At 73.0% G+C, this 25,316-nt stretch carries 22 protein-coding genes; 13 read left to right on the forward strand and 9 right to left on the reverse strand.

Annotated elements, in window-relative coordinates:
• The first annotated feature begins 256 nt into the window (after positions 1-256).
• The 10 genes from pqqA to AB6L24_RS37465 all read left to right on the forward strand — a co-directional run bounded on the left by pqqA (position 257) and on the right by AB6L24_RS37465 (position 9,700).
• Positions 257-394: a pyrroloquinoline quinone precursor peptide PqqA gene (gene pqqA, locus AB6L24_RS37420; RefSeq protein WP_063750500.1), complete on the forward strand. Its 138-nt coding sequence runs from the start codon at positions 257-259 to the stop codon at positions 392-394.
• 9 nt (positions 395-403) lie between these two features.
• Positions 404-1,315, forward strand: coding sequence for a pyrroloquinoline quinone biosynthesis protein PqqB (gene pqqB, locus AB6L24_RS37425; protein ID WP_405663070.1), 912 nt, complete (start codon positions 404-406; stop codon positions 1,313-1,315).
• The gene (gene pqqC / locus AB6L24_RS37430) at positions 1,312-2,142 is read left to right on the forward strand and encodes a pyrroloquinoline-quinone synthase PqqC (protein WP_405663072.1); all 831 of its coding nucleotides are present in this window, start codon (positions 1,312-1,314) and stop codon (positions 2,140-2,142) included. The genes pqqB and pqqC overlap by 4 nt, the downstream gene beginning before the upstream one ends.
• Positions 2,135-2,554: a pyrroloquinoline quinone biosynthesis peptide chaperone PqqD gene (pqqD, locus tag AB6L24_RS37435; RefSeq protein ID WP_405663074.1), complete on the forward strand. Its 420-nt coding sequence runs from the start codon at positions 2,135-2,137 to the stop codon at positions 2,552-2,554. Before pqqC ends, pqqD begins: the two co-directional genes overlap by 8 nt.
• Positions 2,551-3,645: a pyrroloquinoline quinone biosynthesis protein PqqE gene (pqqE, locus tag AB6L24_RS37440; RefSeq protein WP_405663076.1), complete on the forward strand. Its 1,095-nt coding sequence runs from the start codon at positions 2,551-2,553 to the stop codon at positions 3,643-3,645. The genes pqqD and pqqE overlap by 4 nt, the downstream gene beginning before the upstream one ends.
• A complete protein-coding gene (locus tag AB6L24_RS37445; protein ID WP_405663079.1) occupies positions 3,645-4,934 on the forward strand; it encodes a glycoside hydrolase family 105 protein in 1,290 nt (429 codons plus the stop codon). The genes pqqE and AB6L24_RS37445 overlap by 1 nt, the downstream gene beginning before the upstream one ends.
• A 7-nt stretch (positions 4,935-4,941) precedes the next feature.
• Positions 4,942-5,736 (forward strand): Tat pathway signal sequence domain protein, encoded by a 795-nt coding sequence (locus AB6L24_RS37450; protein ID WP_405663081.1) that lies wholly within the window; start codon positions 4,942-4,944, stop codon positions 5,734-5,736.
• Between the two features lie 38 nt (positions 5,737-5,774).
• On the forward strand, positions 5,775-6,791 hold the full coding sequence (locus tag AB6L24_RS37455) for a chitinase (RefSeq protein WP_405663083.1): 1,017 nt from the start codon (positions 5,775-5,777) through the stop codon (positions 6,789-6,791).
• A gap of 50 nt (positions 6,792-6,841) precedes the next feature.
• Positions 6,842-7,960, forward strand: a complete 1,119-nt coding sequence (locus AB6L24_RS37460) for a PQQ-dependent sugar dehydrogenase (RefSeq protein WP_405663085.1) — start codon at positions 6,842-6,844, stop codon at positions 7,958-7,960.
• A 153-nt stretch (positions 7,961-8,113) separates the two neighbouring features.
• The gene (locus AB6L24_RS37465; RefSeq protein WP_405663087.1) at positions 8,114-9,700 is read left to right on the forward strand and encodes a glycoside hydrolase family 28 protein; all 1,587 of its coding nucleotides are present in this window, start codon (positions 8,114-8,116) and stop codon (positions 9,698-9,700) included.
• 25 nt (positions 9,701-9,725) lie between these two features.
• Here AB6L24_RS37465 and AB6L24_RS37470 read toward each other — a convergent pair whose 3' ends face one another.
• A complete protein-coding gene (locus AB6L24_RS37470) occupies positions 9,726-11,549 on the reverse strand; it encodes an AMP-dependent synthetase/ligase (protein ID WP_405663090.1) in 1,824 nt (607 codons plus the stop codon).
• Positions 11,550-11,753: 204 nt separating this feature from the next.
• A complete protein-coding gene (locus AB6L24_RS37475) occupies positions 11,754-13,286 on the reverse strand; it encodes an MFS transporter (protein ID WP_405663092.1) in 1,533 nt (510 codons plus the stop codon).
• Positions 13,287-13,410: 124 nt separating this feature from the next.
• Between AB6L24_RS37475 and AB6L24_RS37480 the strand changes: the two genes are divergently transcribed.
• Positions 13,411-14,394, forward strand: coding sequence for an Lrp/AsnC family transcriptional regulator (locus AB6L24_RS37480; RefSeq protein ID WP_405663094.1), 984 nt, complete (start codon positions 13,411-13,413; stop codon positions 14,392-14,394).
• Between the two features lie 66 nt (positions 14,395-14,460).
• On the opposite strand, the gene AB6L24_RS37485 is transcribed toward AB6L24_RS37480, so the two are convergent.
• The gene (locus tag AB6L24_RS37485) at positions 14,461-15,354 is read right to left on the reverse strand and encodes a LysR substrate-binding domain-containing protein (protein ID WP_405663096.1); all 894 of its coding nucleotides are present in this window, start codon (positions 15,352-15,354) and stop codon (positions 14,461-14,463) included.
• A 172-nt stretch (positions 15,355-15,526) separates the two neighbouring features.
• Here AB6L24_RS37485 and AB6L24_RS37490 point away from each other — a divergent pair, with 172 nt between their 5' ends.
• Entirely contained in the window at positions 15,527-16,609 is a 1,083-nt protein-coding gene (locus AB6L24_RS37490) for a bile acid:sodium symporter family protein (RefSeq protein ID WP_405663098.1), read from the forward strand.
• Here AB6L24_RS37490 and AB6L24_RS37495 read toward each other — a convergent pair.
• The 3 genes from AB6L24_RS37495 to AB6L24_RS37505 form a co-directional block, all read right to left on the reverse strand.
• Positions 16,545-17,876, reverse strand: coding sequence for a DUF4185 domain-containing protein (locus tag AB6L24_RS37495; RefSeq protein WP_405663100.1), 1,332 nt, complete (start codon positions 17,874-17,876; stop codon positions 16,545-16,547). The genes AB6L24_RS37490 and AB6L24_RS37495 overlap by 65 nt on opposite strands.
• A 10-nt stretch (positions 17,877-17,886) precedes the next feature.
• On the reverse strand, positions 17,887-19,848 hold the full coding sequence (locus AB6L24_RS37500) for an exo-alpha-sialidase (protein WP_405663102.1): 1,962 nt from the start codon (positions 19,846-19,848) through the stop codon (positions 17,887-17,889).
• Positions 19,849-19,994: 146 nt separating this feature from the next.
• Entirely contained in the window at positions 19,995-20,918 is a 924-nt protein-coding gene (locus AB6L24_RS37505) for a zinc-binding alcohol dehydrogenase family protein (protein WP_405663104.1), read from the reverse strand.
• Positions 20,919-21,033: 115 nt separating this feature from the next.
• Between AB6L24_RS37505 and AB6L24_RS37510 the strand changes: the two genes are divergently transcribed.
• Complete coding sequence (locus AB6L24_RS37510; RefSeq protein WP_405663107.1) at positions 21,034-21,537, forward strand: MarR family winged helix-turn-helix transcriptional regulator; 504 nt, start codon at positions 21,034-21,036, stop codon at positions 21,535-21,537.
• 102 nt (positions 21,538-21,639) lie between these two features.
• Here AB6L24_RS37510 and fdhD read toward each other — a convergent pair whose 3' ends face one another.
• Genes fdhD through AB6L24_RS37525 form a run of 3 tightly spaced genes read right to left on the reverse strand, consistent with a single transcriptional unit; the run spans position 21,640 to position 25,300 of the window.
• Positions 21,640-22,506, reverse strand: coding sequence for a formate dehydrogenase accessory sulfurtransferase FdhD (fdhD, locus tag AB6L24_RS37515; protein ID WP_405663109.1), 867 nt, complete (start codon positions 22,504-22,506; stop codon positions 21,640-21,642).
• A 5-nt stretch (positions 22,507-22,511) separates the two neighbouring features.
• Complete coding sequence (locus AB6L24_RS37520; RefSeq protein WP_405663111.1) at positions 22,512-23,372, reverse strand: 2Fe-2S iron-sulfur cluster-binding protein; 861 nt, start codon at positions 23,370-23,372, stop codon at positions 22,512-22,514.
• On the reverse strand, positions 23,369-25,300 hold the full coding sequence (locus AB6L24_RS37525) for an NADH-ubiquinone oxidoreductase-F iron-sulfur binding region domain-containing protein (protein ID WP_405663113.1): 1,932 nt from the start codon (positions 25,298-25,300) through the stop codon (positions 23,369-23,371). Before AB6L24_RS37525 ends, AB6L24_RS37520 begins: the two co-directional genes overlap by 4 nt.
• Between the last annotated feature and the right edge of the window lie 16 nt (positions 25,301-25,316).

The following is a 25,316-nucleotide window of genomic DNA, read 5'->3' on the forward strand; positions in this document are numbered from 1 at the left end:
GGTGGTACATCCATGGTCAACGATCAGGACCCGGACCGCATTCCTGGCGTGGCGTTCCCGCTGTCCGGCGCCCCGAGAATGGCTAGATATAGCTCCGACCTTATCGGTCCGAACCATTGACCGCGTCCCGCCATGACGCAACTCTGTTGCACGTCACTGAACGCAGGCCATCCATGTGAACACCATAGGCACATGCGTGGCACGTCGTCCCAGCGACTCCTGAACCCCCACTTTTCAGGAAGGTAGGCACACGCAGATGAACACTCACGAGATGGAGACGTCGGAGGTCACCTCGGGCTCTCCCGAGACCGGGCCCACCGGCTGGCAGACCCCCGAGTACACGGTCGTGGAGACCTCGCTCGAGGTCACCGCGTACCGCCTCGCCGACCGGTAGACCCGCCCGATGCTGCTCCAGGTGCTCGGCACCGCGGCGGGCGGCGGACTCCCCCAGTGGAACTGCGCGTGCCCCGGCTGTGCCGGGGCACGCGCCCACCCGGAACGCCGCCGCCTGCACGCCTCGCTCGCCCTGCGCGCGAGCCCCGGCCGCTGGTACGTCATCAACGCCACCCCCGACATCGGCGAGCAGATCGAGGCCTGCCCCGGCCTGCTCCCCGAGGCGGGTCCGGCCGCCGACACCCGGCTCTCCCCGCTCGCCGGCGTCGTCCTCACCGACGCCGAACTCGACCACACCCTCGGCATCGCCCGGCTGCGGGAGGCCCGCGACGGCGTCGACGTGCTCGCCACCGCGCCCGTGCTCGGCGCCGTCCGGGACCGCCTCGGACTCGGCGCCGTGCTCGGCCCGTACACCTCCACGCGCTGGCACGAACTCACGGGGGCGGGGCGGCAACTGAACGACCATTCAGCAGTGCGGGTCGCCGCGGTGCGGGTTTCGGCCAAGCGGCCGCGCTACGCCGAGGGCCTCGGCCCACGCGACGCCGCCTGGTCCGTCGCCCTGCGCCTGCACGACACCGGGACGGGCCGCACCGTCCTGTACGCCCCGGCGCTCGCCGCCTGGACCGACGCCTTCGAGGAGGCCGCCCGCGAGGCGGACGTCGTCCTCGTCGACGGCACCTTCTGGGACGAGGAGGAACCCCGACGGGCCGGATTCAGCGACCGCACGGCCACCGGCATGGGCCATCTGCCCATCGCCGGACCCCGCGGCACCGCCCACCGGCTCGCCGGGCTGCCCGGACGGTGCCTGTACACGCACCTCAACAACACCAACCCGCTCGGCGACCCGAGCGCCGAACAGCACAAGCAACTCGCCGACTGGGGGCTCGAAGTCGCGCAGGACCGGATGGTGATCGAGCTGTGACCACGACCGTCAAGACCGACGCGGAGTCCAGGACAGGAGCCGACCGGGATTCCTGGACGCCCGACGAACTCACCGAGCGGCTGCGCGCCGTCTCCGCCGCCCGCTACCACGACCGCCACCCCTTCAACGTCCGCATGCACGAAGGCACCCTGACCCGGGCCGAGTTGCGCCGCTGGATCGCCAACCGCTTCCACTACCAGCGGCACATCCCCGTCAAGGACGCCCTGATCCTCGCCAAGTTCGACGACCCCGCGCTGCGCCGCGGCTGGTCGCGGCGGATCAGGGACCACGACGGGGAGCGCCCCGGCGAGGGCGGCATCGAGCGGTGGCTGCGCCTCGGCGAGGCCGCGGGGATCCCTCGCGAGGAGCTGTGGGACACCTCCCGAGTGCTGCCCGGGGTGCGCCTCGCCGTCGACGGATACGTCAACTTCTGCCGGCTGCGGCCCGCACTCGACGCCGTCGCCGCCTCGCTGACCGAGTTGTCCGCGCCCGACCTCATGCGCACCCGCATCGCCGCTTTCGAGCGGCACTACCCGTGGATCGACACCGAGGGCCTCACCTACTTCCGGGGCCGGGTCGGCCAGGGCGGCAGGGACGGACAGGAGGCCCTCGGCCTGGTGCGCTCCTGGGCCCGCACCCGCGAGGAGCAGGAGCGGGCCGTGGCGGCGCTCGCCTTCAAGTGCGATGTGCTGTGGGCGCTGCTCGACGCGGTCGACGGGGCTTCCGATGAGGTGTCCGGCGGGTCGCCCGGCGGGGCCACAGGCGGGGCTTACGGTGCGGGTGCGGGTGCGGGTGCGGGTGCGGGGGAGGGGGTCGGTGATGCGTGAGGCCTTGGTGGACGGAGGTGCGCCGGTCGCCGACGACCTGGGCGGCGCGGGCGGTCCGGCCGCGGGCAGCCCGGGCGCCGTCCGTCCGGACCCCGACCGCCCGGGCGCGGTCGGTCCGGCGGCCGTCGGCCCCGGCGTCGCCCCCGAGCCAGTGCCCCCCGACTGGCGACCCGTCCTCGCCCGCTCCGTCGTCCTGCGCCGCGACCGGGTGCGCGGCGCCGACCTGCTCCTGCTGCCCGAGCGCGTCGTGGTCCTTCGGGGCGCGGCCGCGAGCATCGTGGCGCTGTGCGACGGGGAGCGGGACGTGGCCGGGATCGTCGCGGAGCTGGAGCGGCGCCACCCGGGCGCGCCGGTCGGCGCCGAAGTCCCGGTGTTCCTCGGCCGGTTGCGTGCGCAGAGGTGGTTGCGATGAGCCCCGCGCCCGAACCGCCCTGGGCCCTCCTCGCCGAGCTGACCCACGGCTGCCCGCTCCGCTGCGCGTATTGCTCCAACCCGGTCAAACTGAACAGTCGGTCAGCCGAACTGTCCGGCGACGAGTGGGCCGACGTGCTGCGGCAGGCCGCTGACCTGGGCGTCGTCCAGACGCATCTGTCGGGCGGCGAGCCGCTGCTGCGCCGCGATCTGCGCGACATCGTGGCGGCGGCGGACGCGGCGGGCATCCACACCCAGCTCGTCACCAGCGGGGTCGGCCTGCACGAGGCGCGCCTCGTCGGGCTCGTCGACGCGGGCCTGCGCAGCGTCCAGCTGTCCGTGCAGCACGCCGACCCCGCCCGCGCCGACCTCATCGCCGGGGCCCGCGCCACCCACGCCAAGGAGCGCGCCGCCCGCCTCGTCCGCGAGGCCGGCCTTCCGCTCGGCCTGAACGCCGTCCTGCACCGCGCCAACCTGGACTCCCTCGACGCCCTCGTGGAGCTGGGCCTGGCCTGGGGCGCCGACCGGATCGAGCTGGCGAACACCCAGTTCTACGGCTGGGCGCTGCGCAACCGCGGCGCGCTCCTGCCGGACCCGGAGCAGGTGGCCCGTGCCCGGGTGACCCTGGAGCGCTGGCGGGTCCGGCTCGGCGACCGGATGGAGCTGGTGTGGGTCGCGCCCGACTACGTGGACGCCACCGCGAAGCCGTGCATGGGCGGCTGGGGCGCGGTGTCCCTGACCGTCGCGCCGGACGGCACGGTGCTGCCCTGCCCGGCCGCGGCGGACCTGCTCGGCGCGGACGCCCCGAACGTACGGGACCGGCCGCTCGACTGGATCTGGCGGGAGTCGCCCGCGTTCACCCGCTACCGCGGCGAGGACTGGATGCGCGAGCCCTGCCGCTCCTGCGAGCTGCGCACCGTCGACTTCGGCGGCTGCCGCTGCCAGGCCCACGCCCTGACCGGCGACGCCGCCCGCACCGACCCCGCCTGCCACCGCTCACCCGACCACGGCGTGGTGCGCGCCCTGGTCGACGCGGCGCGCGGGCCCGCACCGGACCACCCCGGCTACGCCTACCGCGAGGGAGGAACCTGATGCGCCGCCCCGGCTCACCCACCTCACCGACACCGGCCCGACCGGAGCCCGCCGCGTCCGCTCCGCCCGGCCCCGGCACACCACCCGCGAGGCCGCACCGCAGGGCGGCCCGCGCCGTCCTCGCCGCACTGCTCGCCGGGTGCGCCGCCCTGACCGCGCAGACGGCCCCCGCGTCGGCCGACGGCGCGCCCGCCGCCGACCGGGCGCCCGCCGCGCGTCCCCAGGGCACCGACTGGTCCGTCGCGATGGTCGAGTCGACGACGACCCGGTTCACGCCCGCCGCCATCGGCGGCTGGTCCTACCCCGTCGGCCTCTACCTCTTCGGCCAGTACCAGACGTACCGACGCACCCACGACGAGCGCTACTTGACGTACATCAAGAGCTACGTCGACCGCTTCGTCGACAGTGAGGGGAACATCGGGCAGAAGTTCAACAACCTCGACAGCATCCAGGCCGGGCGGCTCCTGGTGATCCTGCACCACGAGACCGGCGACGACCGCTACCGCGTCGCCGCCCGCAAGATCCGCGACCGCCTGAAGACCTACCCGCGCACCGAGGACGGCGGCTTCTGGCACGCCGACACCGCGAGCCGCGCGCACCAACTCTGGTCGGACGGCGTCTACATGGTCACGCCGTTCCTCGTGGAGTACGGCAAGGAGTTCGACGACGAGACGTACACCGACCGCGAGGCCGTGGAGCAGCTGAACGTGTACGCGCGCCATCTCCAGGCGGACAACGGTCTGTTCCAGCACGCCTACGACGAGTCGCGCACCGCGACCTGGGCCGACAAGGACACCGGGCGGGCGCCGGAGCAGTGGTGCCGGGCGATCGGCTGGTACTCCATGGCCGCCGTGAACGTTCTGGACGCCACCCCGCGCAGCGACCCAGGGAGGCCCGAACTGCTCGGCCACGTACGGAAGTTGGCGGCAGGAATCGCACGGGCCCAGGACCCGGCGACCGGACGCTGGTTCCAGGTCGTCGACAAGGGGACGGAGAGCGGCAACTGGACCGAGACGTCCTGCTCCAGCATGTTCACCTTCGCCTTGTCGCGCGCCGCCGAGAAGGGCTACGTCGCGCCCTCGTACCGGAGCGTCGCGCGCCGCGGCCACGCGGGCGTCCTGAAGAAGATCTCGCTCGGCTCCGACGGTCTGACCGACCTCACGGACATCTCCATCGGCACCAACGTCGGCGACTACGCCTTCTACATCGCCCGGCCCCGGCAGACCAACGACTTCCACGGCCTCGGGGCCTTTCTGATCATGAACGAGCAACTCAGGAAGAAGAGGTGAGCCCCTCATGACCCCCTCCCGCAGAGCCCTGCTGGCCGCCGCGCTCGGCACCGGCGCGGGCGCGGCCGCCACCGCGGCGGGACTCGCGCCGGCCGCCGCCGCGCCCGCCGTGGACTGGCAGCTGCGCTGGTCGCCGTCCGCCCGCGACGTCGGCCTGCGCGCCTTCGAGACCCTGGAGGACGACCGCGCGAACTCCCATCCCGCCGCGAAGCCGCACATCTTCGCCGAGGGCGACAACTTCCGCTTCCAGATGCACACCGTCGACCGCGACACCAGCACCGACCGGCAGCGCCACGAGGTCACGGGGCTGCGCACCGGCGACTCGTTCCTGAAGTGGCAGAAGGGCCAGACCTGGCGGGTCACGTACCGCATGTTCATACCGAGCTCGCTGAAGGCGACGACGAGCTTCACGCACATCATGCAGATGAAGCAGCCCGGCGCGGGCAGCGCGCCGATCGTCGTGCAGTCGCTGCGCCGGGTCGACGGCAAGCAGACCATCGAGCTGAAGATCTTCGAGCAGGACATCCTCGTCGGCCGCACCGATCTGGCGCCGCTGCACGACAAGTGGACCGACGTCGACTTCCAGATCAAGATCGGCGACGGCTCGTCGGGGTCCGTGCGCTGGATCCTCAAGAGCGGCGGCACGACCGTCGTCGACAAGTCGAAGTCCGGCGTCGACACCTTCCTTGCCGACCGGGTGCGGCCCAAGTGGGGCATCTACCGCTCCCTCGGCGACAGTTCGGGCTCGCTGCAGAACACGTACATGCTCCTGACGGGCATGCGCGGCTACCAACTCGTGTGAACCGGCCGACTCGTGTGCACCACCTGAAGGGAATCCTCGTGCGCCGACTCCTGGGCCTGGGCGGACTCGCCCTCGCCGCAGTCCTCGGACTGTCCCAACTGCCCGCGACCGCGGCCGCTCCCCGGGCCGGGTCCGCTCCCCTGGCCGCCGCCGCGCCCCGCGCCGCGGGCACCATTCACGCCGCCCCCTACGAGTACCTGGGCTGGGGCAACCCGCAGAAGCCCACCGACGTGATGGCCGCGACCGGCGTGAAGTGGTTCACGCTCGCGTTCGTCCTGTCCGACGGCGGCTGCAACCCGGCCTGGGACGGCAGCAGGCCGCTCAAGGGCGGCTCCGACGAGTCCGCCATCAGGTCCATCCGGGCGGCGGGCGGCGACATCGTCGTGTCCGTCGGCGGCTGGAGCGGCGCCAAGCTCGGCGAGAAGTGCTCCAGTGCCACCGCGCTCGCCGCCGCGTACCAAAAGGTCATCGACGCCTACAAGGTGAAGGCCTTCGACGTCGACATCGAGAACACCGAGTTCAACAACCCCACCGTCCGCCAGCGCGTCGTGGACGCGCTGAAGATCGTGGAGCAGAAGAACCCGGGCATCGTCACCTACGTCACCCTCGGCACCACTCCCAGCGGGCCCGACGCCACCGGCAAGGACCTCATCCAGCGCGGCGCCAGGGCCGGGCTCGCCGCCGACGCCTGGGTGATCATGCCGTTCGACTTCGACGGCCACAGCGGCACCATGGGCGACGCCTCGGTGAGCGCGCTCGAAGGCCTGAAGGCCACCGTCAAGAGTGCCTACGGCTACAGCGACACCGACGCCTACCGGCGCATCGGCGTCTCGTCCATGAACGGCAGGACGGACGTCGCCGGGGAGACCGTCACCACCGCCGACTTCAAGAAGATCCTCGGCTACGCGCGCCAGCACCACATCGCGCGCTTCGCCTTCTGGGCCGTCAACCGCGACCGGTCCTGCGCGGGCGGCGGGTCACCGGGCGACTCGTGCAGCGGCATCAGCCAGCAGCCCTACGAATTCACCAAGATCGTTGCCCAGTACGGGGGTTGACACCCCCGCCAACCCCGCACAGCTGCACCCCCCACATCCGCAATCCCCCCATGGAGGTTCTCGTGCACGACAGCAGGAGCAGAAGCCGTCTGGCCCGGAAGGCGGCGCTCGCCGCGACGGCCGCGCTGACGGCGGGGCTCGTGGTGTACGTCCCGTCGGTGTCGGCCGCCCCGGCCGCGCCCGCGGGCGAGCCCACCGACATCAAGACCGTCTCCAGCGGCTGGACCATACCCTGGGGCACGTCCTGGCTCCCCGACGGCAAGTCCGCGCTCGTCACCGAGCGCGACGACTTCCGGGTCTGGTCGATCTCGGCCGACGGCGCGACGAAGAAGCAGGTCGGCACGGTGCCCGAGTCCCAGACGACGGGCGGCGAGGGCGGCCTCATGGGCGTCGCCGTGGACCCCCAGTGGGCGACGAACCACTACGTGTACTTCATGCACACCTCGTCCGAGGGCAACCGCGTCGCGCGCATGACGTACGACGGCTCCTCCCTCAGCGGCTACACCGTGCTGCTCAAGGGCATCAAGAAGGCCAGGTACCACAACGGCGGCCGCCTCGCCTTCGGCCCCGACGGCTATCTGTACGCCACCACCGGCGACGCCCAGTCCAAGCCGCTCGCGCAGGACAAGAACTCGCTGAACGGCAAGATCCTGCGGATGACCCGGGACGGCAAGCCCGCCCCCGGCAACCCCTTCGACAACCACGTCTACAGCCTCGGCCACCGCAACCCGCAGGGCATCGCCTTCGACCCGCAGGGCCGCCTGTGGGAGGCCGAGCTGGGCGATGCCACCAGGGACGAGCTGAACCTCATCAAGCCCGGCAAGAACTACGGCTGGCCCACCTGCGAGGGCAACTGCAACGTCGCCGGGATGACCAACCCGAAGAAGACGTGGGGCGTCGCCGAGGCCTCCCCGAGCGGGGTGGCGATCGTCGACGGCGCGGTCTACATGGCGGCCCTCAAGGGCCAGCGCATGTGGCGCATCCCCATCAACGCCGACAACGAGAACGTCGGCACGGCCAAGGCCTTCTACGTCGGCCAGTACGGCCGGCTGCGCTCGGTGACCACCGTGCCGGGCGCGAAGGCGCTGTGGCTGTCCACGACCAACGCGGACGGCAACGGCGGGCAGCCGGACGGCGCGGACAAGATCTTCCGCGTGACCATCGGCTAGCCGGAGCGACCCCGGCCGGCCGCACGACCACCGGCCGGGCGGGCGGTGGCCGCACGCCGTGGGGGCGGGCGGTCACCGTCGGCCCGGCCGGGGCGAGAACGGCCCGGGGCCGCACGGGCCCCGGGCCGCCGACGCACAGCGAGGGGACGGGACATGAGCAGATCGACGAGCAGATCACGCACACGCACCGGAGCCCTGGCCGCGGGCCTCGCCGCGCTCGCGGTGCTCGCGGTCTTCGACGGGCAGCCCGCCGGAGCCACGCAGGTCCACGAAGGAGCGACCGGCACGGCCCGATCGTCCGTACCGCGACAGCCCTTGCCCGCGGCCGAGTTCAACGTCCGTGACTACGGTGCCAAGGGCGACGGATCGAGCAACGACACCCCCGCCCTCCAGAAGGCCGTGGACGCGGCCGCCGCCGCGGGCGGCGGCACCGTGCGCCTGCCCGGGGACGGCAGGGCGACGTACGAGTCCAAGAACACCCTGCACATGAAGAGCGGGGTGACCCTCCAGATCGACAAGGGCGCCACGCTCTCCGGCAACGGCGCCGACGACTACGACCCGCCCGAGCCCAACGAGTGGGACGACTACCAGGACTACGGCCACAGCCACTTCCACAACGCCATGATCCACGGCGACCGCCTCAGCGACATCGCGTTCGTCGGCGAGGGCGTCATCGACGGCGACGGCGCCCTGATCACCGGCGACCCGAAGTCCGGCGAGGCCGACAAGATCATCTCGCTGACGCGCTGCAAGGGCCTGCGCATCGGCGACGGGCTCACGCTGCGCGAGGGCGGCCACTTCGCGGCGCTCATCAACGGCTGCGACGACGTCGTCTCCGACCGGCTCACCATCGACACCGCGATGGACCGCGACGGCTGGAACGTCATCAACACCACCGACGTGACCATCACCAACGCCCACCTGGACGCCAACGACGACGCGCTCGCGTTCAAGAGCGACTACGCCCTCGGCGCGAAGCTGTCCAACGGCCGGGTGCGCGTGAGCGACTCCTACCTCTCCGCCGGATGCTGCAACGCCCTCATGTTCGGCTCCGAGACCTGCGGCGACTTCACCGACTACCGCTTCGAGCGGATCAGGATCGAGGGCTCGGAGAAGTCCGGACTCGGCATGGTGTCCATGGACGGCTCGAAGATCTCCGACGTCCACTACAAGGACATCACCATGACCGGCGTGCGCTCACCGATCATGCAGAAGATCGGCAACCGCAAACGCTGCGGCAACAACCCGGGCGTCGGCTCGATCAGCGACGTCACGTACACCGACATCAAGGCGACCGGCGCGAGCCCGTCCTTCTCGCCGACGCTGTGGGGCGAGTCCGGGCAGAGCCGCATCAAGGACGTCACCTTCACCGACGTCGACCTCACGGTGCCCGGCGGCAACGGCGCCATGTCCACCGGCGTCCCCAGCAACAAGTCCACCGACTACAACCCGAAGAGCATCGGCACCCGGCCCGCCTACGGCTGGTACATCCGCCGCGCCGACCGCGTCACGTTCGTCGACAGCGAGGTCCGCTTCGCGTCGGACGACGGACGGCCCGCCGTCATCGCCAACGAGAGCACCGGCATCCGCTTCACCGCCTTCACCGCACAGCGCGGCTCGTCGAGCCCCGCCGACCTCGTCTTCCAGAAGACCCGGGGCTACTGCGTCCGCGACAGCGCCGACACCGGCGGCGGCGCCCTGCGGATCAGCCAGAGCGGGTCGAGCCAGGACTGCGGCTGATGTCCCGCACCGCGTGCGGCACGGGTCAGGTGTGGTAGAGCGCCTCGACCTCGTCCGCGTACGCCTGCTCGATGGCCTTGCGCTTGAGCTTCAGCGAGGGCGTCAGGAGGCCGTGCTCCTCGGTGAACTGGTGGGCGAGGATCCGGAAGGTGCGGATCGACTCGGCCTGGGAGACCAGGGTGTTGGCGGCCACCACGGCGCGCCGCACCTCGGTCTCCAGGTCGGGGTCGCGGACCAGGTCACCGGGGGGCATCGGGGGTTTGTTGCGCATGGAGAGCCAGTGCTCGACGGCTTCCGCGTCGAGGGTGACGAGGGCGGCGATGTAGGGGCGGTCGTTGCCGACGACGATGCACTGGGCGACCAGGGGGTGGTCGCGGACGCGTTCCTCCAGCTGCGCGGGCGACACGCTCTTGCCGCCGGAGGTCACCAGGATCTCCTTCTTGCGCCCGGTGATGGTCAGGTAGCCGTCGTCGTCCAGGGTGCCCAGGTCGCCGGTGGCGAGCCAGCCGTCGTGCAGGGTCGCGTCGGTGGCCTTGGGGTCGTTGAGGTAGCCCTGGAAGACATGGCCGCCGCGCAGCCACACCTCGCCGTCCTCGGCGATGTGCACGGTGGTGCCGGGGATCGCCTGGCCGACCGTGCCGTAGCGGGTCCGCTCGGGCGGGTTGGCGGTCGCGGCGGCCGTCGACTCGGTCAGGCCGTACCCCTCGAAGACCTGCACGCCCGCGCCCGCGAAGAACAGGCCGAGGCGCCGGTCCATCGCGGAGCCGCCGGACATCGCGTGCCGCACCCGGCCGCCCATGGCGTCACGGACCTTGGCGTAGACGAGCTTGTCGAAGACCTGGTGCTGCATGCGCAGCGCCGTCGAGGGGCCGGGCCCGGTGCCGAAGGCCTTGGCCTCCATCGCGTCGGCGTACCGCACCGCCGCCTCCACCGCCTTGTCGAACGGGCCCGCCTTCCCCTCCCGGTCGGCCTTGCGGCGCGCGGCGTTGAAGACCTTCTCGAAGATGTACGGCACGGCCAGGATGAACGTCGGCCGGAACGCGGCGAAGTCGGGGATCAGGGCGGCGGCGTTCAGGCTCGGCTGGTGGCCGAACTTGACGCGGGCGCGCACCGCGGCGACCTGCACCATGCGGCCGAAGACGTGCGCGAGCGGCAGGAACAGCAAGGTGGACGGCTCGTCGCCGCGCTTCGCGCGGAACACCGGCTCCCAGCGCTCGACGAGCGTGTCCACCTCGAACATGAAGTTCGCGTGGGTCAGGACGCAGCCCTTGGGGCGGCCCGTGGTGCCGGAGGTGTAGATCACGGTGGCCACGGAGTCCGGCGTGACCGCGCGGCGATGGCGGTGCACCACCTCGTCGTCCAGGTCCCGCCCGGCCTCGGAGAGTTCGCGTACCGCGTCGCCGTCGAGCTGCCACAGACGGCGCAGCTGGGGCAGCCGGTCGACGACCGAGCCGATGGTCATGGCGTGGTCCTCGTGCTCGACCATCGCCGCCGACACCTGCGCGTCGTGCAGCATCCAGAAGACCTGCTCGGCCGACGACGTCGGATACACGGGCACGACCTGCGCGCCCACGGTCCACAGGGCGAAGTCGAACAGCGTCCACTCGTAGCGGGTGCGGCACATGATGGCGACCCGGTCGCCGAACCGCACGCCCTGCGCGAGCAGTCCCTTGGCGAGCGCGAGGACCTCGTCCCGGAACTCCGCGGACGTCACGTCCTGCCAGAGCCCGTCGCGCTTGCGGCCGAGGACGACGCGGACCGGATCCTCAAGGGCATGGTCGAACACGGCGTCGGCAAGACCGCCCACCCGTGGCGCCGACGCCATGGGAGGGTTCGTGAACTCGCGCAATGGTGCTCCTTGTGGCGCTCCGCACAGCGCCGGTGACGGTACCCCACCCCGATCCCTTGCGGGAGGGGGGTGGGAAGCGCCCATAGGCGCACGATCGTCACAGGTCAGCCGGTGAAATGCGGCCACAAGGGTAAGGGCGGGACAGATTACTTACGGCTGAGTAAGTTTCGGTGGCGCAATCTCCACCGAATCTGTACCGGGCGATTACCCCTGGAGCTGCTTCACGGGCGCCGGCTCCGGGGTCGTCGACGGGGCCTGACCTGCGCCGGACCCGGGTTTGGTCCGGACCATCAGGAGCACCGCGAGACCCGCCGCGACCCCCACCGCACCGGCCGTCAGGGACGCCCCGTTGAGCCCGGCGGCGAAGGCCTCCCGCACGTCGTGCGCGGACACCTGCCCGGCGAGCGCGGACGCCCCGCCCCCGGCGGCCGTGTGCGCCGCGTCCTGCCCGATCGAGTCCTGCATCCGGGAGGTGAGGACCGTGCCGAACACCGCGACGCCGAGGGCGTACCCGAGCTGCCGGAACGTGTTGACCGCACCGCCTGCCATGCCCGCGTCCTTCGGCGGCACCGCGGCGAGCGCCGCCCCCGCGAGCCCCGGCGCGACCAGGCCCGTCCCGATGCCCGCCAGGGTCAGCCCCGGCACCAGGGCGCTCCACGAGGAACCGGCGTCGAGCACCGCCATCGCCAGGCCGCCCGCGCCGATGAGGACCAGCCCGATGCCGATGACGTACCGCGCGGGCGCTCCGTGCAGCAGCCGGCCACTGATCGCGGCCACCACGAACGACGTCGCCGCGAGCGGGAGCAGGACCAGGCTGCCGCGCACCGGGCTCATGCCGAGCACCGTCTGCAGCCAGATCGACAGGTAGGGGATGACGCCGAACGCGGCCGCGTTGTAGCCGATCGCGCCGATCAGGACGCCGGTGAACGCGGGCTTGCGCAGCAGCCGCAGGTCGATCAGCGGGTGCGTGACGCGGCGTTCGACGGCCACGAACGCGAGCAGCGCGAGCGCCGCGACGGCGAAGGTCACGCCGGTGCGCGCCGACGTCCAGCCCTCGGCCGACGCCCGCACCGCGCCGTACGTCAGCGCCCCCGCGAACAGCGCGAAGGTGACCGTGCCCGCCCAGTCCACGCGCCGCGCCGCGGCCCCCGTCGCCTGTCCTGCCTGCCCCGGCTGCCCCGCCCGCGCCGGCTTGGGCACCCAGCGCAGCGTCAGCCACACCGCGGCCACGCTCACCGGCAGGTTCACGAAGAAGATCCACCGCCAGCCGGGCCCCTCCGTGAGCAGCCCGCCGACGATCGGCCCGAGCGCGGCGGCGCCCCCGCTGACCGCGCCCCACACGCCGAGCGCCACCGAGCGCTGCTTGCCCTGGTAGGCGGCCCCGAGCAGCGGCAGTGTCGTCGCGAACATCGCCGCCGCGCCGAGCCCCTGCACCGCGCGGGCCGCCACCAGGACCTCCGCGTTCGACGCGAGCCCGCAGCCCAGCGACGCCAGCGCGAACACGACGGTGCCCGCGATCTGTATCCGCCGCCGCCCCAGGACGTCGGCGGCGGCGCCGACCCCGAGCAGCAGCGCGGCGAGGGCGAGCGCGTAGCCGTCGATCACCCACTGCAGATCGCTCAGCGACGCGTCCAGCGCCCGCGCCATGTCGGGCAGCGCCACCACCACGATCGTCACGTCCAGCAACAGCATGAATGTGCCCAGGCACACCGCGGTCAGCGGCCCCCATGTGCGCATCTTCGTTCTCCCAGCGATTGTGTGAGGTGCTTCGTTCGACGTCGTACGATCCGTCAGAGCCGGACGATCGCGGTGGCCGTCGGCCGCGTCGCGTCCGAATCCGACATCAGGGAGGCCCCAGCCGATGGAAAGCCACACCCCGGACGGCGCGGACGAGCTGGACATGAAGCTGCTCCAGGCCCTGGAGACCGACGGCCGGGCGTCCTTCAGCAAGATCGCGAAGGTCCTCGGCGTCTCCGACCAGACCGTCGCCCGCCGTTACCGACGGCTCACCGCCGACGGCGGCCTGCGCGTGGTCGGCATGCGCAACGCCGAACGCCTGGGCCGCGACCACTGGATCCTGCGGCTGCGCTGCGCCCCCGACGGCGCCACCACCATCGCGGGCGCCCTGGCGCGGCGCCCCGACACGTTCTGGGTGGGACTCACCTCCGGCGGCACCGAGGTGGTCTGCCTGACCCGGCCGCGCACCCCCGGCGACCGCGAGGACCTGCTGCTCGGCAAGCTGCCGCGCACCCCGAGCATCGTCGAGATCCGCGCGCACCAGCTCCTGCACAGCTTCTTCGGGGGCCCGCGCGGCTGGCTCGGGAAACTCGCGCCGCTCACCGAGGAGCAGCGGGCCGCGCTCACCCCGGACCACCCGCGGCCCGGCCGGGGTCCGGCCCGGATCGCGCCCGAGGACGAGGCCCTGGTGAAGGCCCTCGAAGCGGACGGGCGCGCCACGTACCCCCAGCTCCAGCGTGCCACCGGGCTGTCCGAGTCCGCCGTGAAGCGGAGGCTCGCGGCGCTCCTGGACGCGGGGGGTGTCTTCGTCGACGTCGAGTACAGCCCGGAGATGCTCGGCTTCCACACGGCCGCGATCCTGTGGATCACCGCCGCGCCGGGTGCGCTGCACTCCGTGGGGGAGGCGCTCGCCGGTCACTTCGAGATCGCCTTCGCTTCGGCGACGGCGGGGCCCTCGAATCTCGTCGCGACGGCGGTCGCCCGCGACACGGCCGGCCTCTACGGCTACATCAGCGGCAGGCTGGGGAAGTTGGACGGGGTCCAGCATGTGGAGACGGCGCCGTTCCTGCGGCGGGTGAAGCAGTTGACGTACCGCCCGGGGCGTTGAGCGCCCCGTAGGGGCGCGGGGAACCGCGCGACCAGCCACGACGCGCCCGCAGCGGACCGGAGCCGCTCAACCTGGTCCGCGCTGCAGCCGGTCCCCACCGGCCAGAATCGCCGCCGCCAGCGCGTCCGCCGCGCTGGCGGCGCCCTGCCCACGCCGGTCACCGCGCGCGGCCCCGCGCTCCCCGTGCCGCAGCACGAAGTCCACCGAACCCAGTTCCGGCAGGCCCGCCCGGTCCGGGAGTCCGGCCAGGCCCGGGGGGATCAGGCCGCGCGAGTGCGCCATCACGCCGAGGCCCGCGCGGGCCGCGGCCACCAGGCCGTTGAGGCTGCCGCTGGTGCAGGCCACGCGCCAGGGGCGGCCGCTGCGCTCCAGGGCCTCCATGGCGAGGGCGCGGGTGATGCCCGGCGGCGGGTACACGATGAGGGGGACCGGCAGGTCCGGGTCGAGGCGGAGCCGGGGCGCGCCGATCCACACCAGGTCGTCGTGCCAGACCAGTTCACCGCGCGGGTCCTCGGGTCTGCGCTTGGCGAGGACCAGGTCGAGCTTGCCCGCGTCGAGGCGCTCGTGCAGCGTGCCGGACAGCTCGACGGTCAGCTCCAGGTCGACCTCGGGGTGGCCGCGCCGGAAGGACTCCAGGATGTCGGTGAGCCGGGTCAGGACGAAGTCCTCCGACGCGCCGAAGCGCAGCCGCCCGCCGGGGCGCGCCCCGGTGAAGTACGCGGCGGCCTGCTCGTGCACCTCCAGGATGCGGCGGGCGAAGCCGAGCATCGCCTCACCGGCCTCCGTCAGCTCCACGCTGTGGGTGTCGCGCGTGAACAGCGGCCGCCCCGTCGCCTCCTCCAGGCGCCGCACGTGCTGGCTCACCGTCGACTGGCGCAGACCGAGGCGGCGCGCGGCCTGCGTGAAGCTCAAGGTCTGGGCCACCGCGAGGAACGTACGGAGCTGAGCGGGGTCGTACACGCTCCTCAGGTTATCGCGGAACGTGATGACAGTCAGAGTGGTATGTGGGATTCCCGATCGCGGCGGGGAGGAGGAGCATGGAGAGGGCACGTGCCGCCCCGAGCGGGCGGGGCGTACGACGAAGAGCACGGAGGCCGCACCGCCCCGTGCGGACCCGAGCGCATGGAGCACTGTGAAACGCCCGTCCTGGCCGTCCTGGATGCCGATCGACCCGTACATTGCGGCTCTGCTCGGCACCGTGGGACTCGCCGCGCTCCTGCCCGCCCGCGGCACCGCCGCCGATGTCGCGTCGGGCGCCTCGACCGCCGCCGTCGCGTTCCTCTTCTTCCTGTACGGCGCCCGCCTGTCCACCCGTGAGGCGATGGACGGCCTGCGCCACTGGCGGCTCCACCTCACCGTGCTGCTCTGCACGTTCGCGGTCTTCCCGCTGCTCGGCCTCGCCGCCAAGGGGCTCGTGCCGTACGTCCTGACGCCCGCGCTCTACAGCGGCCTGCTGTTCCTGACGCTCGTGCCCTCGACGATCCAGTCGTCCATCGCCTTCACGTCGATGGCGCGCGGCAACGTCCCCGCGGCGATCTGCGCGGGCTCGTTCTCCTCGCTCGCGGGCATCGTGCTCACCCCGCTGCTCGCGGCCTGGCTGCTCGGGCACAGCGCGGGCGGGTTCTCCGCGGACTCGCTCCTGAAGATCGTGCTGCAACTGCTCGTGCCGTTCCTGGCAGGCCAGTTCCTGCGGCGCTGGGTCGGAGGTTTCCTCACCCGCAACAAGAAGGTGCTCTCCTTCGTCGACCGGGGCTCGATCCTGCTCGTCGTCTACACCGCGTTCAGCCAGGGCATGGTGGAGGGCGTCTGGAACCAGGTCACCCCGGCCCGGCTCGGCGCGCTGCTCGGCGTCGAGGCGGTGCTGCTCGCCGTGATGCTCTCGCTGACCTGGTACGGCGCGAAGAAGCTCGGGTTCGGGCGGGCCGACCGGATCGCGATCCAGTTCGCCGGGTCCAAGAAGTCGCTGGCCGCCGGGCTGCCCATGGCGAGCGTCCTGTTCGGCGCCGAGGCCTCGCTCGCGGTCCTGCCGCTGATGCTGTTCCACCAGATGCAGCTCATGGTCTGCGCGGTGATCGCCAAGCGCCGCTCCCACGACCTGGAGACGGCGGAGGCGCGCGAGGTGGCCACGGGGGGCGCCGGGCCCGGCGCGGTCAGCTCTCGCGCTGGAAGCGCAGCGTCACGAACCGCGGCCGGTACAGCTCCACGTTCCGGTTGATGTGCGCCTGCGCGTTCGCCGCGGCCGGGTCCAGCCAGTTGACGTCGTAGCTCAGCACGAGCCGCCCGTCGCCGCTGACGGCCGGGTGGGCCTGCGGGTTGTAGGGCGCGGCGGCGGCCGTGCCCGGGGCGCCCGCGCCGCTTCCGCTGCCCCCGGCGCCCGCGCTGTCCTTCGGCAGCGGCGGCGCGAACGCCTTGGCGGGCCCGTGCCAGGGTCCGGTGGGGGAGCACGACCAGTACGACGTGACGTTCGTCAGGCCCTCGGTGCCCGCGGCCATGGTGAGCAGGACGTACGTCCCCTGGGTGCGGACGACGGTGAAGGCGCTGCCCACGCCCTTGTGGTCGCCGTCGCCGAGCACGGGGCGCGGCTTGCCCGTGCGGGTCCAGTCCCGGCCGTCCCAGTACTCCCAGGCGGTGGGGTCGGCGAGGCCGCCGTGCCGGACGCGGGCGACGTAGGCGTGCGAGGAGGGGCGGGCGGCGGCCTGCGCGTCGGTGCCGCCGAAGACGTACGTCCACTCGCCGTCGTCGACGGTCGTCGTGCCGTAGAGGACCCGCTTCTCGGGGTCGGCGACGTCCCGCTGGTCGGAGATCTGCGTGATGTTCTCGACCCGCAGGTCCGGCAGGGACAGCGTGGCGACCTCCGTGGCGGCGGGCACCCCGTAGATCCACGGGCCCGTGCCCGTCGCGCGGGTCCACAGGAGCACCCGCAGGACGTCCTCGTCGGCTCCGGGCGAGCGCGGCTCGACCTTCGCGGCGACCGGCCAGCGCCACTGCCCCGGCGCCGGATCGGCGAACATCGGGGTGCCGAGCGTGCGCTCCAGGGCGCCCGAACGGTCTGTCACCACACCGGAGTTGCGCACCATCGGGGCGCTCGTGTCGCGCCACGCGTGCGGCTGCCCCTGCGGGTTCGGCGGCGCGTGCACCTGCCCGAGGAAGGTGTCGGAGAACAGCCAGAGCACCCGCCCGTCCGGCAGCTTCACCGAGTGCGTGCCGTCGCCGCCCGTCCAGTCGTCGGTGCGGGCGCCGTCGTCGCCGTACGAGGCGAACGCGCGGGTGAGGGCACGCTCGGGCGCGGCCGATGCGACGGTGGTGGCCGCGCACGCCGGACCGCTCTCCCGGTCGTCCTTGCCGTCCGGGAGAGCGGTCAGGAGCACGGCGGCGCAGGCCAGGGCGAGCAGCAGGACGATCCAGGTCCTGCGCGCGCCCCGGCCCGGCGGCGGCCCGCCCGTGGTGGACGGCGCCGCGTACGGCTCTGTGGCTGCGGACACCCCGGGGACGCTAGTTCCCCGGACGCACCCGGTCCATGGGCAGCCAGGTCACGGTGTTCCACTTCACAGCGGACGACGGGGCCCGGTCCGAGCCGAGCCGCGTCACCTCCTCGTCGCTCAGCGCCCGCTCGAACACGCCCACTTGGTCGATGGCGCCGGTGAAGTGGGCCCGGCTGTCCATGCGCTGGCCGATGTGCACGCCGAACGGCGAGTTGCGGCTGACGCTGCCCGGGACGTCGGGCCGGGAGAGCCGGTTGCCGTCGAGGAACAGGGACAGCTCCCCGCCGCCGCGGCGCAGCGCGATGTGGTGCCACTGGCCGTCGTTGTACGCGCCCTCGGTGCTCAGGGACACCGAGCGGGGCGGGCTGCCGCCGTCGCGGGTGGTGATGAGGCCCGTGACGCGGTTGTTCGCGGGCTCCCCGCGCAGCCACACCTGCGGCTGGCCGGTGCCGACCCCGCCCATCCAGAGCAGTGGCTGCTCACCGCTCGTCGCCGAGTAGCGGAACCACAGCGTGGCCGTGAAGTCCCGGCTGTGCAGCGGGAGCCGGGGGCTGTAGGGCAGCCGCACGGCGTCGTCGACCCCGTCGAAGGCGAGCGCCCGGCCGCCGAACACGCCCTCCGTGGGACGGGCGCCGCCGAGCACGGTCGCGTCCGGAGCGCCCGGCGCCCAGTCGCTGGTGCGCGGGTCGGGGCCGCGGCGCGGCTTCAGCCACTCCTCGGTGAAGCGGGCGAAGCGGATCTCGTCGCGGGCGTCGACCGCGCCGCCCTCGTACATCAGGCCCACCCGCTCGTCGTCGACGGCCACCATGTCCGAGTAGCCGGACCAGTCGGTGGTGACGACGGTGGAGCGGTCGAAGCTGTCCCAGGTGCGGCCGCCGTCGTAGGAGGAGCGGATCGTCATGGTGCGGCGCCGGTCGGGGTCGCCGGGGGCGGCGAGCAGCAGCCTGCCGCCGAACCGGAGCGTGGAGCCCTGCACCTGCGGGGTGTACAGGTCGGGGCTCGCCTCGAAGGAGCCGGAGAAGCTCTCGCCGCCGTCACGGCTGACGACGTGGTCGCGGTGGCCGAGGTCGGTGCCGTCCTGCTCGCGCCCGGACACGTAGATCGTGCCGTCCGCGCGCTCCGCGAGGGTCATCTCCGACGGCTTCTGCCGGAAGGTGCCGTCGCTCGCGGAGATCGGGTACGAGTCGGTCGCGCCGATCCGCCAGCTGTCGCCGCCGTCGTCGCTGACGACCAGCGAGGCGTGGTTCTCGGTGACGCGGCTGCCGTTCCACGACTCGGCGTTGACGGTCAGGACCAGGCGGCCCTTGTGCCGGCCGCGGCTGAGCTGGATGCCGTGCACGGGACCGGTGGCGTACCAGGAGTTCCAGGAGTCGGGCAGGATCTCGTCGCTCAGGTCGCGCGGCTTCGACCAGGTCTGGCCGTCGTCGTCGCTGTACTGCAGATGGGGCGTGCGCTCGCACGGCACCTCGCAGTTCTTGCCGTCCGTGCGGCCCCGGTTGTACGTCTCGGCGAGCACGATGCGGCCCGTCTCGCGGTCGACGACGGGCGCGGGGTTGCCGTGCGTGTCGCCGCCGCCCTCGTTGATGACCCGCATCGGTCCCCAGGTCCGGCCGCCGTCGTGGCTGCGCTTGAGGACCAGGTCGATGTCACCGGCGTCGCTGCAGTCGTTGACGCGTCCCTCGGCGAAGGCGAGCAGCGTTCCCTTCGTCGTCTTCACGATCGCTGGTATCCGGAAGCACGAGTAGCCGGGATCCTGGGAAGCCTTGAACAGGATCTGCTGCTCGAACGGAGCCTTCGCCCCGGCCGCCGCACTGGCCGCGCCGCCGAGCGCGGGCGGCAGCGCGAGGGCGGCGAGCGCGGTGGCGGTCAGCGCGGCGACGGTACGCCGCCTGGGGGACCGCAGGAGCTGGGGGGACCGGGGGGACCAGGGGGACCAGGGGGATCTGAGGCGTACACGGAGTCTCGACGGCATGGTGCGGGCCCTTCATGTCGACCGGACATTCGGACATCCCACGTCCAACGTGCGCGTCACTGAAGCTACTTGGGGGCCTTGGAGCAACACAAGAAGCGTGCGCGTAACGGAATCCCGGCGGGGCGCCGGGCGCGGATGTCGCAAGATTACGGGGTAAGTACGACTTTTCCGGTGTTGACGCGCGACTCGATTGCCGCGTGTGCCGCGGCCGCGTCCGTCAGGTCGAACCGGGCGTGCACGGCGGGCCGCAGCTCACCCGAGTGGAAGAGCCGCCACAGGTCCCGGCGCCACTCCTCGTACAGCTCCGGCCGCCCCCGCGCGATCAGGCCCATCTGAAAGCCCGTCACCGACTTGGCCCCGACGAGGAGATCGTAGGCCGACAGGGCGCCACCGCCCGAGCTGTACGCCACCAGCCTGCCGTGCGGCGCGAGCGCGGCGACGGCCGGGCCGAGCAGCTCACCGCCCACGCCGTCCAGGCAGTAGTCGGCGGGCCCGCCCCAGTCCGCCGCGTCGTAGCGGACGACGTCGTCGGCGCCGGCGCCGCGCACGAAGTCGGCCTTCGCGGGGTCCGAGACGGCGCCGACGACGCGCCCGGCGCCGCGCAGCTTCGCCAGGCGCACGGCCAGGTGGCCGACGCCGCTCGCCGCCGCCGTGATCAGCGCGGTCTCGCCCGCGACGGGGCGGGCGGCCTCCAGGGCTCCGCGGGCGACGAGTCCGCTGCGGACCAGGGTCACGGCGTCGACCGCGCTCGCGCCGTCCGGCACGGGGGAGGCCATCGCTGTGTGCAGCAGGGCGTAGTCCGCGTAGCCGTGCCCGAAGACCAGGCCCGTGACCCGGTCGCCGGCCGCGAAGCCGGTCACGCCGTCCCCCGTGCGGACCACCTCGCCCGCGATCTCGCCGCCGAGGGGGACGGGCTCGGCGGACTCGCGCACCTTGCGGACGACGGGCAGGGTCACGCCGACGGCCGCGACCCGGGCGAGTAGTTCGCCCGAGCCGGGCTCGGGGATCGGCGCCTCCTCGACGAACAGGACCTCGGGGCCGCCTTGCCGTTCGTACCGGACGCGACGCATCCGCACCTCCACGCGCTGGTCGGGGATCCCTGGGAAGCGCCGGGGATCGTTGGGAGCCCCAACGGTAATCAGAAACTCATGGGGAAGTCCAACGATTCTTGGATAGGCTCACGCCATGCCCGCAACCCAGCCGAGGCGCACGCCGACCGCGCCGACCACCCCCGCCGCGTCCCCCGCGCCCCCCGCCCCCACCGCGCCCTCCGCCATCCGCACCCTCCCCAGCTGGCTGCTCGGCCGGGCCGCCGCCCGTGGCCGCGCCCTGGTCGCCGACGCGCTCGCCGCCGAGGGCATGAAGATGTGGCACCACGTCGTGCTCGCCGCCGTCGCCGACCTCGGCCCGGTGGCGCAGGCCGACCTCGGCCGGGGCATCCAGCTCGACCCCAAGGACCTCGTCGGCGTCCTGAACGACCTGCAAGGGGCCGGACTCGTGGAGCGCACGCCCGACCCCAAGGACCGCCGCAAGAACGCCGTCACGCTCACCGCCGACGGGCGCGCCCTGCTGCGCCGGTGCGCCACGGCGGCGCGGGCCGCCAACGCCGACCTGCTCGGGCCCCTGTCGGCTGCCGAGCGCGAGGCGTTCCTGGACATGCTGGAGAGGGTCGCGCGGGTCGACGGATGAACCCGGGCGCCGGGGGCGGGGTCGGCGCTGGGGCCCGGCCGGCGCAGGGGGCGCTCCCCGCCGGGCCGGGACCCCGTCGCCGTGTCGCGGCGGGAGCGCCGGTCAGGTCCGGGCGGCCGCGGTCCGCAGGGCCAGGCGGTGCTCGCCCGCGTACACGTTCATGGAGGAGCCGCGCAGGAAGCCGACCAGGGTCAGGCCGGTCTCGGCGGCGAGGTCGACGGCGAGCGACGACGGCGCGGACACCGCCGCGAGCACCGGGATGCCCGCCATCACGGCCTTCTGCGCCAACTCGAAGGAGGCACGCCCCGACACCATCAGGACGGTGCGGGACAGCGGCAGACGGCCGTCCTGCAGGGCCCGCCCCACCAGCTTGTCGACGGCGTTGTGACGGCCCACGTCCTCGCGCACGTCGATCGGCTCGCCGTCCTCGGTGAACAGGGCCGCCGCGTGCAGCCCCCCGGTCCGGTCGAAGACCCGCTGGGCCGCGCGCAGCCGGTCGGGGAGGCGGGCGAGCAGCTCGGGCGTCAGCCGGACCGGGGGAGCGCCGAGCCCCCCGGGGGCGTCGTCGATGGCCCAGCGGGCCGTGGTGCGGACCGCGTCCAGGCTGGCCTTGCCGCACAGCCCGCAGGACGAGGTCGTATAGACGTTGCGCTCCAGCGTGATGTCCGGAACGACGACACCGGGAGCGGTCGACACGTCGACCACGTTGTACGTATTGGACCCGTCCGCCGTCGCCCCCGCGCAGTACACGATGTTCCGCAGCTCGTCCGCGGCCCCGAGCACGCCCTCGCTGACGAGGAACCCGGCGGCGAGCGCGAAGTCGTCGCCGGGCGTGCGCATGGTGATGGCGAGCGGCTTGCCGTTGAGACGTATCTCAAGGGGTTCCTCGGCGACGAGCGTGTCCGGCCGCTCGCTGACCGCGCCGTCGCGGATGCGGATGACGCGGCGGCGTTCCGTGACTCGTCCCATGTCGATCAGTCCCGGTTCTGTACGTGCTGGTAGCCGAAGCGGCCCTTGATGCAGAGGTTGCCGTGGGTCACCGGGCTGTCGTGCGGCGAGGTGACCTTCACGATTTCATTGTCCTGCACGTGCAGGGTGAGGTTGCAGCCGACTCCGCAGTACGCGCACACGGTGGTCGTCTCCGTCTGTGCGGCCTCGTCCCAGGTCCCGGCGGCGCGCATGTCGAACTCGCTCTTGAAGCTGAGGGCGCCCGTCGGGCACACCTCCACGCAGTTGCCGCAGTACACGCACGCCGAGTCGGTCAGCGGCGCGTCGTGCTCGACGGCGATGCGGGCGTCGAAGCCGCGCCCCACGACGGAGATCGCGAAGCTGTTCTGCCACTGCTCGCCGCACGCGTCCACGCACTTGTAGCAGAGGATGCACTTGTCGTAGTCGCGCACGTACAGATCGTTGTCGACCTTGGGTTCCTCATTCAGGCGCGCCGCGTCCGGGCCGAACCGGTCGGGCTTCGCCCCGTACTCCTTCAGCCACTCGGCCGCGCGCGGCGTGGTCGACAAGTCGACCGACGACGCGAGGAGTTCGAGGACGAGGCGGCGGCTGTGCCGGGTCCGCTCGGTGTCCGTGCGCACCTCCATCCCGGGCTCGGCGCGCCGCGAACAGGCCGGGGCGAGCGTCCGCGCGCCCTCGACCTCCACGACACACACCCGGCAGGCGTTCTTCGGCTTCAACGTGTCGCCCTCGCACAGCGTCGGCACGTCCTTGCCCGCGGCCCGGCAGGCGTCGAGGACCGTGCCGCCCTCCGGTACGCGCACGGGCTCGCCGTCGAGCGTGAACTCGACCAGACGGCGCGGCGGTTGCAGCGGGATGGCGGTCATTCGTACGCCCCCAAGCGGTCGATGGCGGATTCCACGGCGTTCCACGCGGTCTGGCCCAGGCCGCAGATCGAGGCGTCCCGCATGGCCTGCCCGACGTCCCGCAGGAGCGCGATGTCGGCGGCCGCGGCCGCGCCCGTGCGGTCGGCGATGCGGTGCAGCGCCTCCTCCTGCCGGACCGTGCCGACCCGGCAGGGCACACACTGGCCGCACGACTCGTCGCGGAAGAACTCGGCGACGCGCAACAGCAGCCGGGGCAGCGGCACGGAGTCGTCGATCGCGAGCACGACCCCGGAGCCGAGGGTCGTCCCCGCCTCCCGCGTGCCCTCGAACGTCAGCGGGATGTCCAGCTCGTCCGGCCGCACGAAGCCGCCCGCCGCGCCGCCCAGCAGGATCGCCCGCAGGTTGTCCGGCGTGCCCGCGAGGCCGAGCAGATCGCCGAGGGTCGCGCCGAACGGCAGCTCGTACAGCCCCGGGCGGGTCACGGCTCCCGAGACGCAGAACAGCTTGGGGCCCGTGGACTCGGCCGTGCCGATCGCCGCGTACGCCGCCGCTCCCATGGTCAGGATCGGCAGGACGTTCACGAGCGTCTCGACGTTGTTCTCGGCCGTGGGCTTGCCGAACAGGCCCTTCTCCACGGGGAACGGCGGCTTGGAGCGGGGCTCGCCCCGGTAGCCCTCGATCGAGTTGAACAGCGCGGTCTCCTCGCCGCAGATGTACGCGCCCGCGCCGCGGCGGATCTCGATGTCGAAGGAGAAGCCCTGGCCGAGGATGTTCTCGCCGAGGAGGCCGCGGGCGCGGGCCTGGGTGAGGGCGTGTTCCAGGGTGTGCAGGGCGCGTGGGTACTCGCCGCGCAGGTACAGGTAGCCGTGCCTCGCGCCCACCGCGTACGCCGCGATCGTCATCGACTCCACCAGCGCGTACGGGTCGCCCTCCATCAGCACGCGGTCCTTGAACGTGCCCGGCTCCGACTCGTCCGCGTTGCACACCAGGTAGTGCGGGTGGTCCGGCTGTGCCGCCGTCGCCTGCCACTTCCGTCCCGTCGGGAAGGCGGCGCCGCCCCGGCCCACCAGGCCCGCGTCCGTGACCTCGCGGATCACGGCCGCCGGGCCCAGGGCGAAGGCTCGGCGCAGGGCCGTGTAGCCGCCGTGCGCGCGGTAGTCGTCCAGGGAGGACGGGTCGACGAGGCCTATGCGGCGCAGGAGGATCAGGTCGGGGCCGCCTGCTTGGGGGACGGCTCTTTCCGTGGGACGGTCCGCCGCCGATCGGCCTTCGGCCTCGTCCTCGAACGCCGGACGGGCTGGAATTTCGCCGGGGCGGGCCGGAACTGTGACGTTCCGGGAAGCATTCAGCCCGTCCGGCGTTTGAGGACGAGGCGCGGAGCGCCGATCCGGGGGTCCGGGGGCGGAGCCCCCGGTTTCGGGAAGGGGCGGGATCGGGGAAAGCCCCGCAGGGCCCCCCGCCCGCATCGTCAGCACCGCAGGTGCCCGCTCGCACAAGCCCAGGCACGGGCTGTCCTCGACGGTCACCCCGTCGACACCGCCGCCCCGCTCCGCCGAAGGCACAGCGCCGCGCACCGCACACGCCAGATCCGTACAGACCCGCACCACGGTCCGCTCCCGAGGCCTCAGCGAGAACATGGAGTAGAAGGTGGCGACGCCGTACGCCTCGGCGGGCGGCACGGTGAGCCGTCGGCACAGGTAGTCGAGGCCGCCCTCACTGATCCACCCCACGCGGTCGTTGAGCGCGTGCAGCCCGGGCAGGAGCAGATCCCGCCGCCCCCGGGCGGCCCGCCCGCCCCTGGCCCACCGCAGGTCCGCGTCGGAGCGGTCGTCGGCGCCCTCCCAGGCCGACTCGGGCGGCCCGAGGAGCGCGTCCACCGCGTCCCGTTCCTCGTCGGTCGGTTTGCTGTCGCCGAAGCGCAGGTCCACGTACCGTCAACTCCCC

Origin of the sequence: Streptomyces sp. RK9, from assembly GCF_045070545.1 — a bacterium.
GTDB lineage: Bacteria > Actinomycetota > Actinomycetes > Streptomycetales > Streptomycetaceae > Streptomyces > Streptomyces alboflavus.

Excerpts from the sequence above, each read along its gene's own strand:
- pqqB (WP_405663070.1), top strand. The coding sequence starts at position 404 with ATGCTGCTCCAGGTGCTCGGCACCGCGGCGGGCGGCGGACTCCCCCAG.
- pqqD (WP_405663074.1), top strand. The coding sequence starts at position 2,135 with ATGCGTGAGGCCTTGGTGGACGGAGGTGCGCCGGTCGCCGACGACCTG.
- AB6L24_RS37520 (WP_405663111.1), bottom strand. The coding sequence starts at position 23,372 with ATGACCGCCATCCCGCTGCAACCGCCGCGCCGTCTGGTCGAGTTCACG.
- AB6L24_RS37460 (WP_405663085.1), top strand. The coding sequence starts at position 6,842 with ATGGAGGTTCTCGTGCACGACAGCAGGAGCAGAAGCCGTCTGGCCCGG.
- AB6L24_RS37450 (WP_405663081.1), top strand. The coding sequence starts at position 4,942 with ATGACCCCCTCCCGCAGAGCCCTGCTGGCCGCCGCGCTCGGCACCGGC.
- AB6L24_RS37480 (WP_405663094.1), top strand. The coding sequence starts at position 13,411 with ATGGAAAGCCACACCCCGGACGGCGCGGACGAGCTGGACATGAAGCTG.
- pqqE (WP_405663076.1), top strand. The coding sequence starts at position 2,551 with ATGAGCCCCGCGCCCGAACCGCCCTGGGCCCTCCTCGCCGAGCTGACC.
- AB6L24_RS37445 (WP_405663079.1), top strand. The coding sequence starts at position 3,645 with ATGCGCCGCCCCGGCTCACCCACCTCACCGACACCGGCCCGACCGGAG.
- AB6L24_RS37475 (WP_405663092.1), bottom strand. The coding sequence starts at position 13,286 with ATGCGCACATGGGGGCCGCTGACCGCGGTGTGCCTGGGCACATTCATG.
- AB6L24_RS37510 (WP_405663107.1), top strand. The coding sequence starts at position 21,034 with ATGCCCGCAACCCAGCCGAGGCGCACGCCGACCGCGCCGACCACCCCC.
- fdhD (WP_405663109.1), bottom strand. The coding sequence starts at position 22,506 with ATGGGACGAGTCACGGAACGCCGCCGCGTCATCCGCATCCGCGACGGC.
- pqqA (WP_063750500.1), top strand. The coding sequence starts at position 257 with ATGAACACTCACGAGATGGAGACGTCGGAGGTCACCTCGGGCTCTCCC.
- AB6L24_RS37465 (WP_405663087.1), top strand. The coding sequence starts at position 8,114 with ATGAGCAGATCGACGAGCAGATCACGCACACGCACCGGAGCCCTGGCC.
- AB6L24_RS37505 (WP_405663104.1), bottom strand. The coding sequence starts at position 20,918 with ATGCGTCGCGTCCGGTACGAACGGCAAGGCGGCCCCGAGGTCCTGTTC.
- AB6L24_RS37500 (WP_405663102.1), bottom strand. The coding sequence starts at position 19,848 with ATGCCGTCGAGACTCCGTGTACGCCTCAGATCCCCCTGGTCCCCCTGG.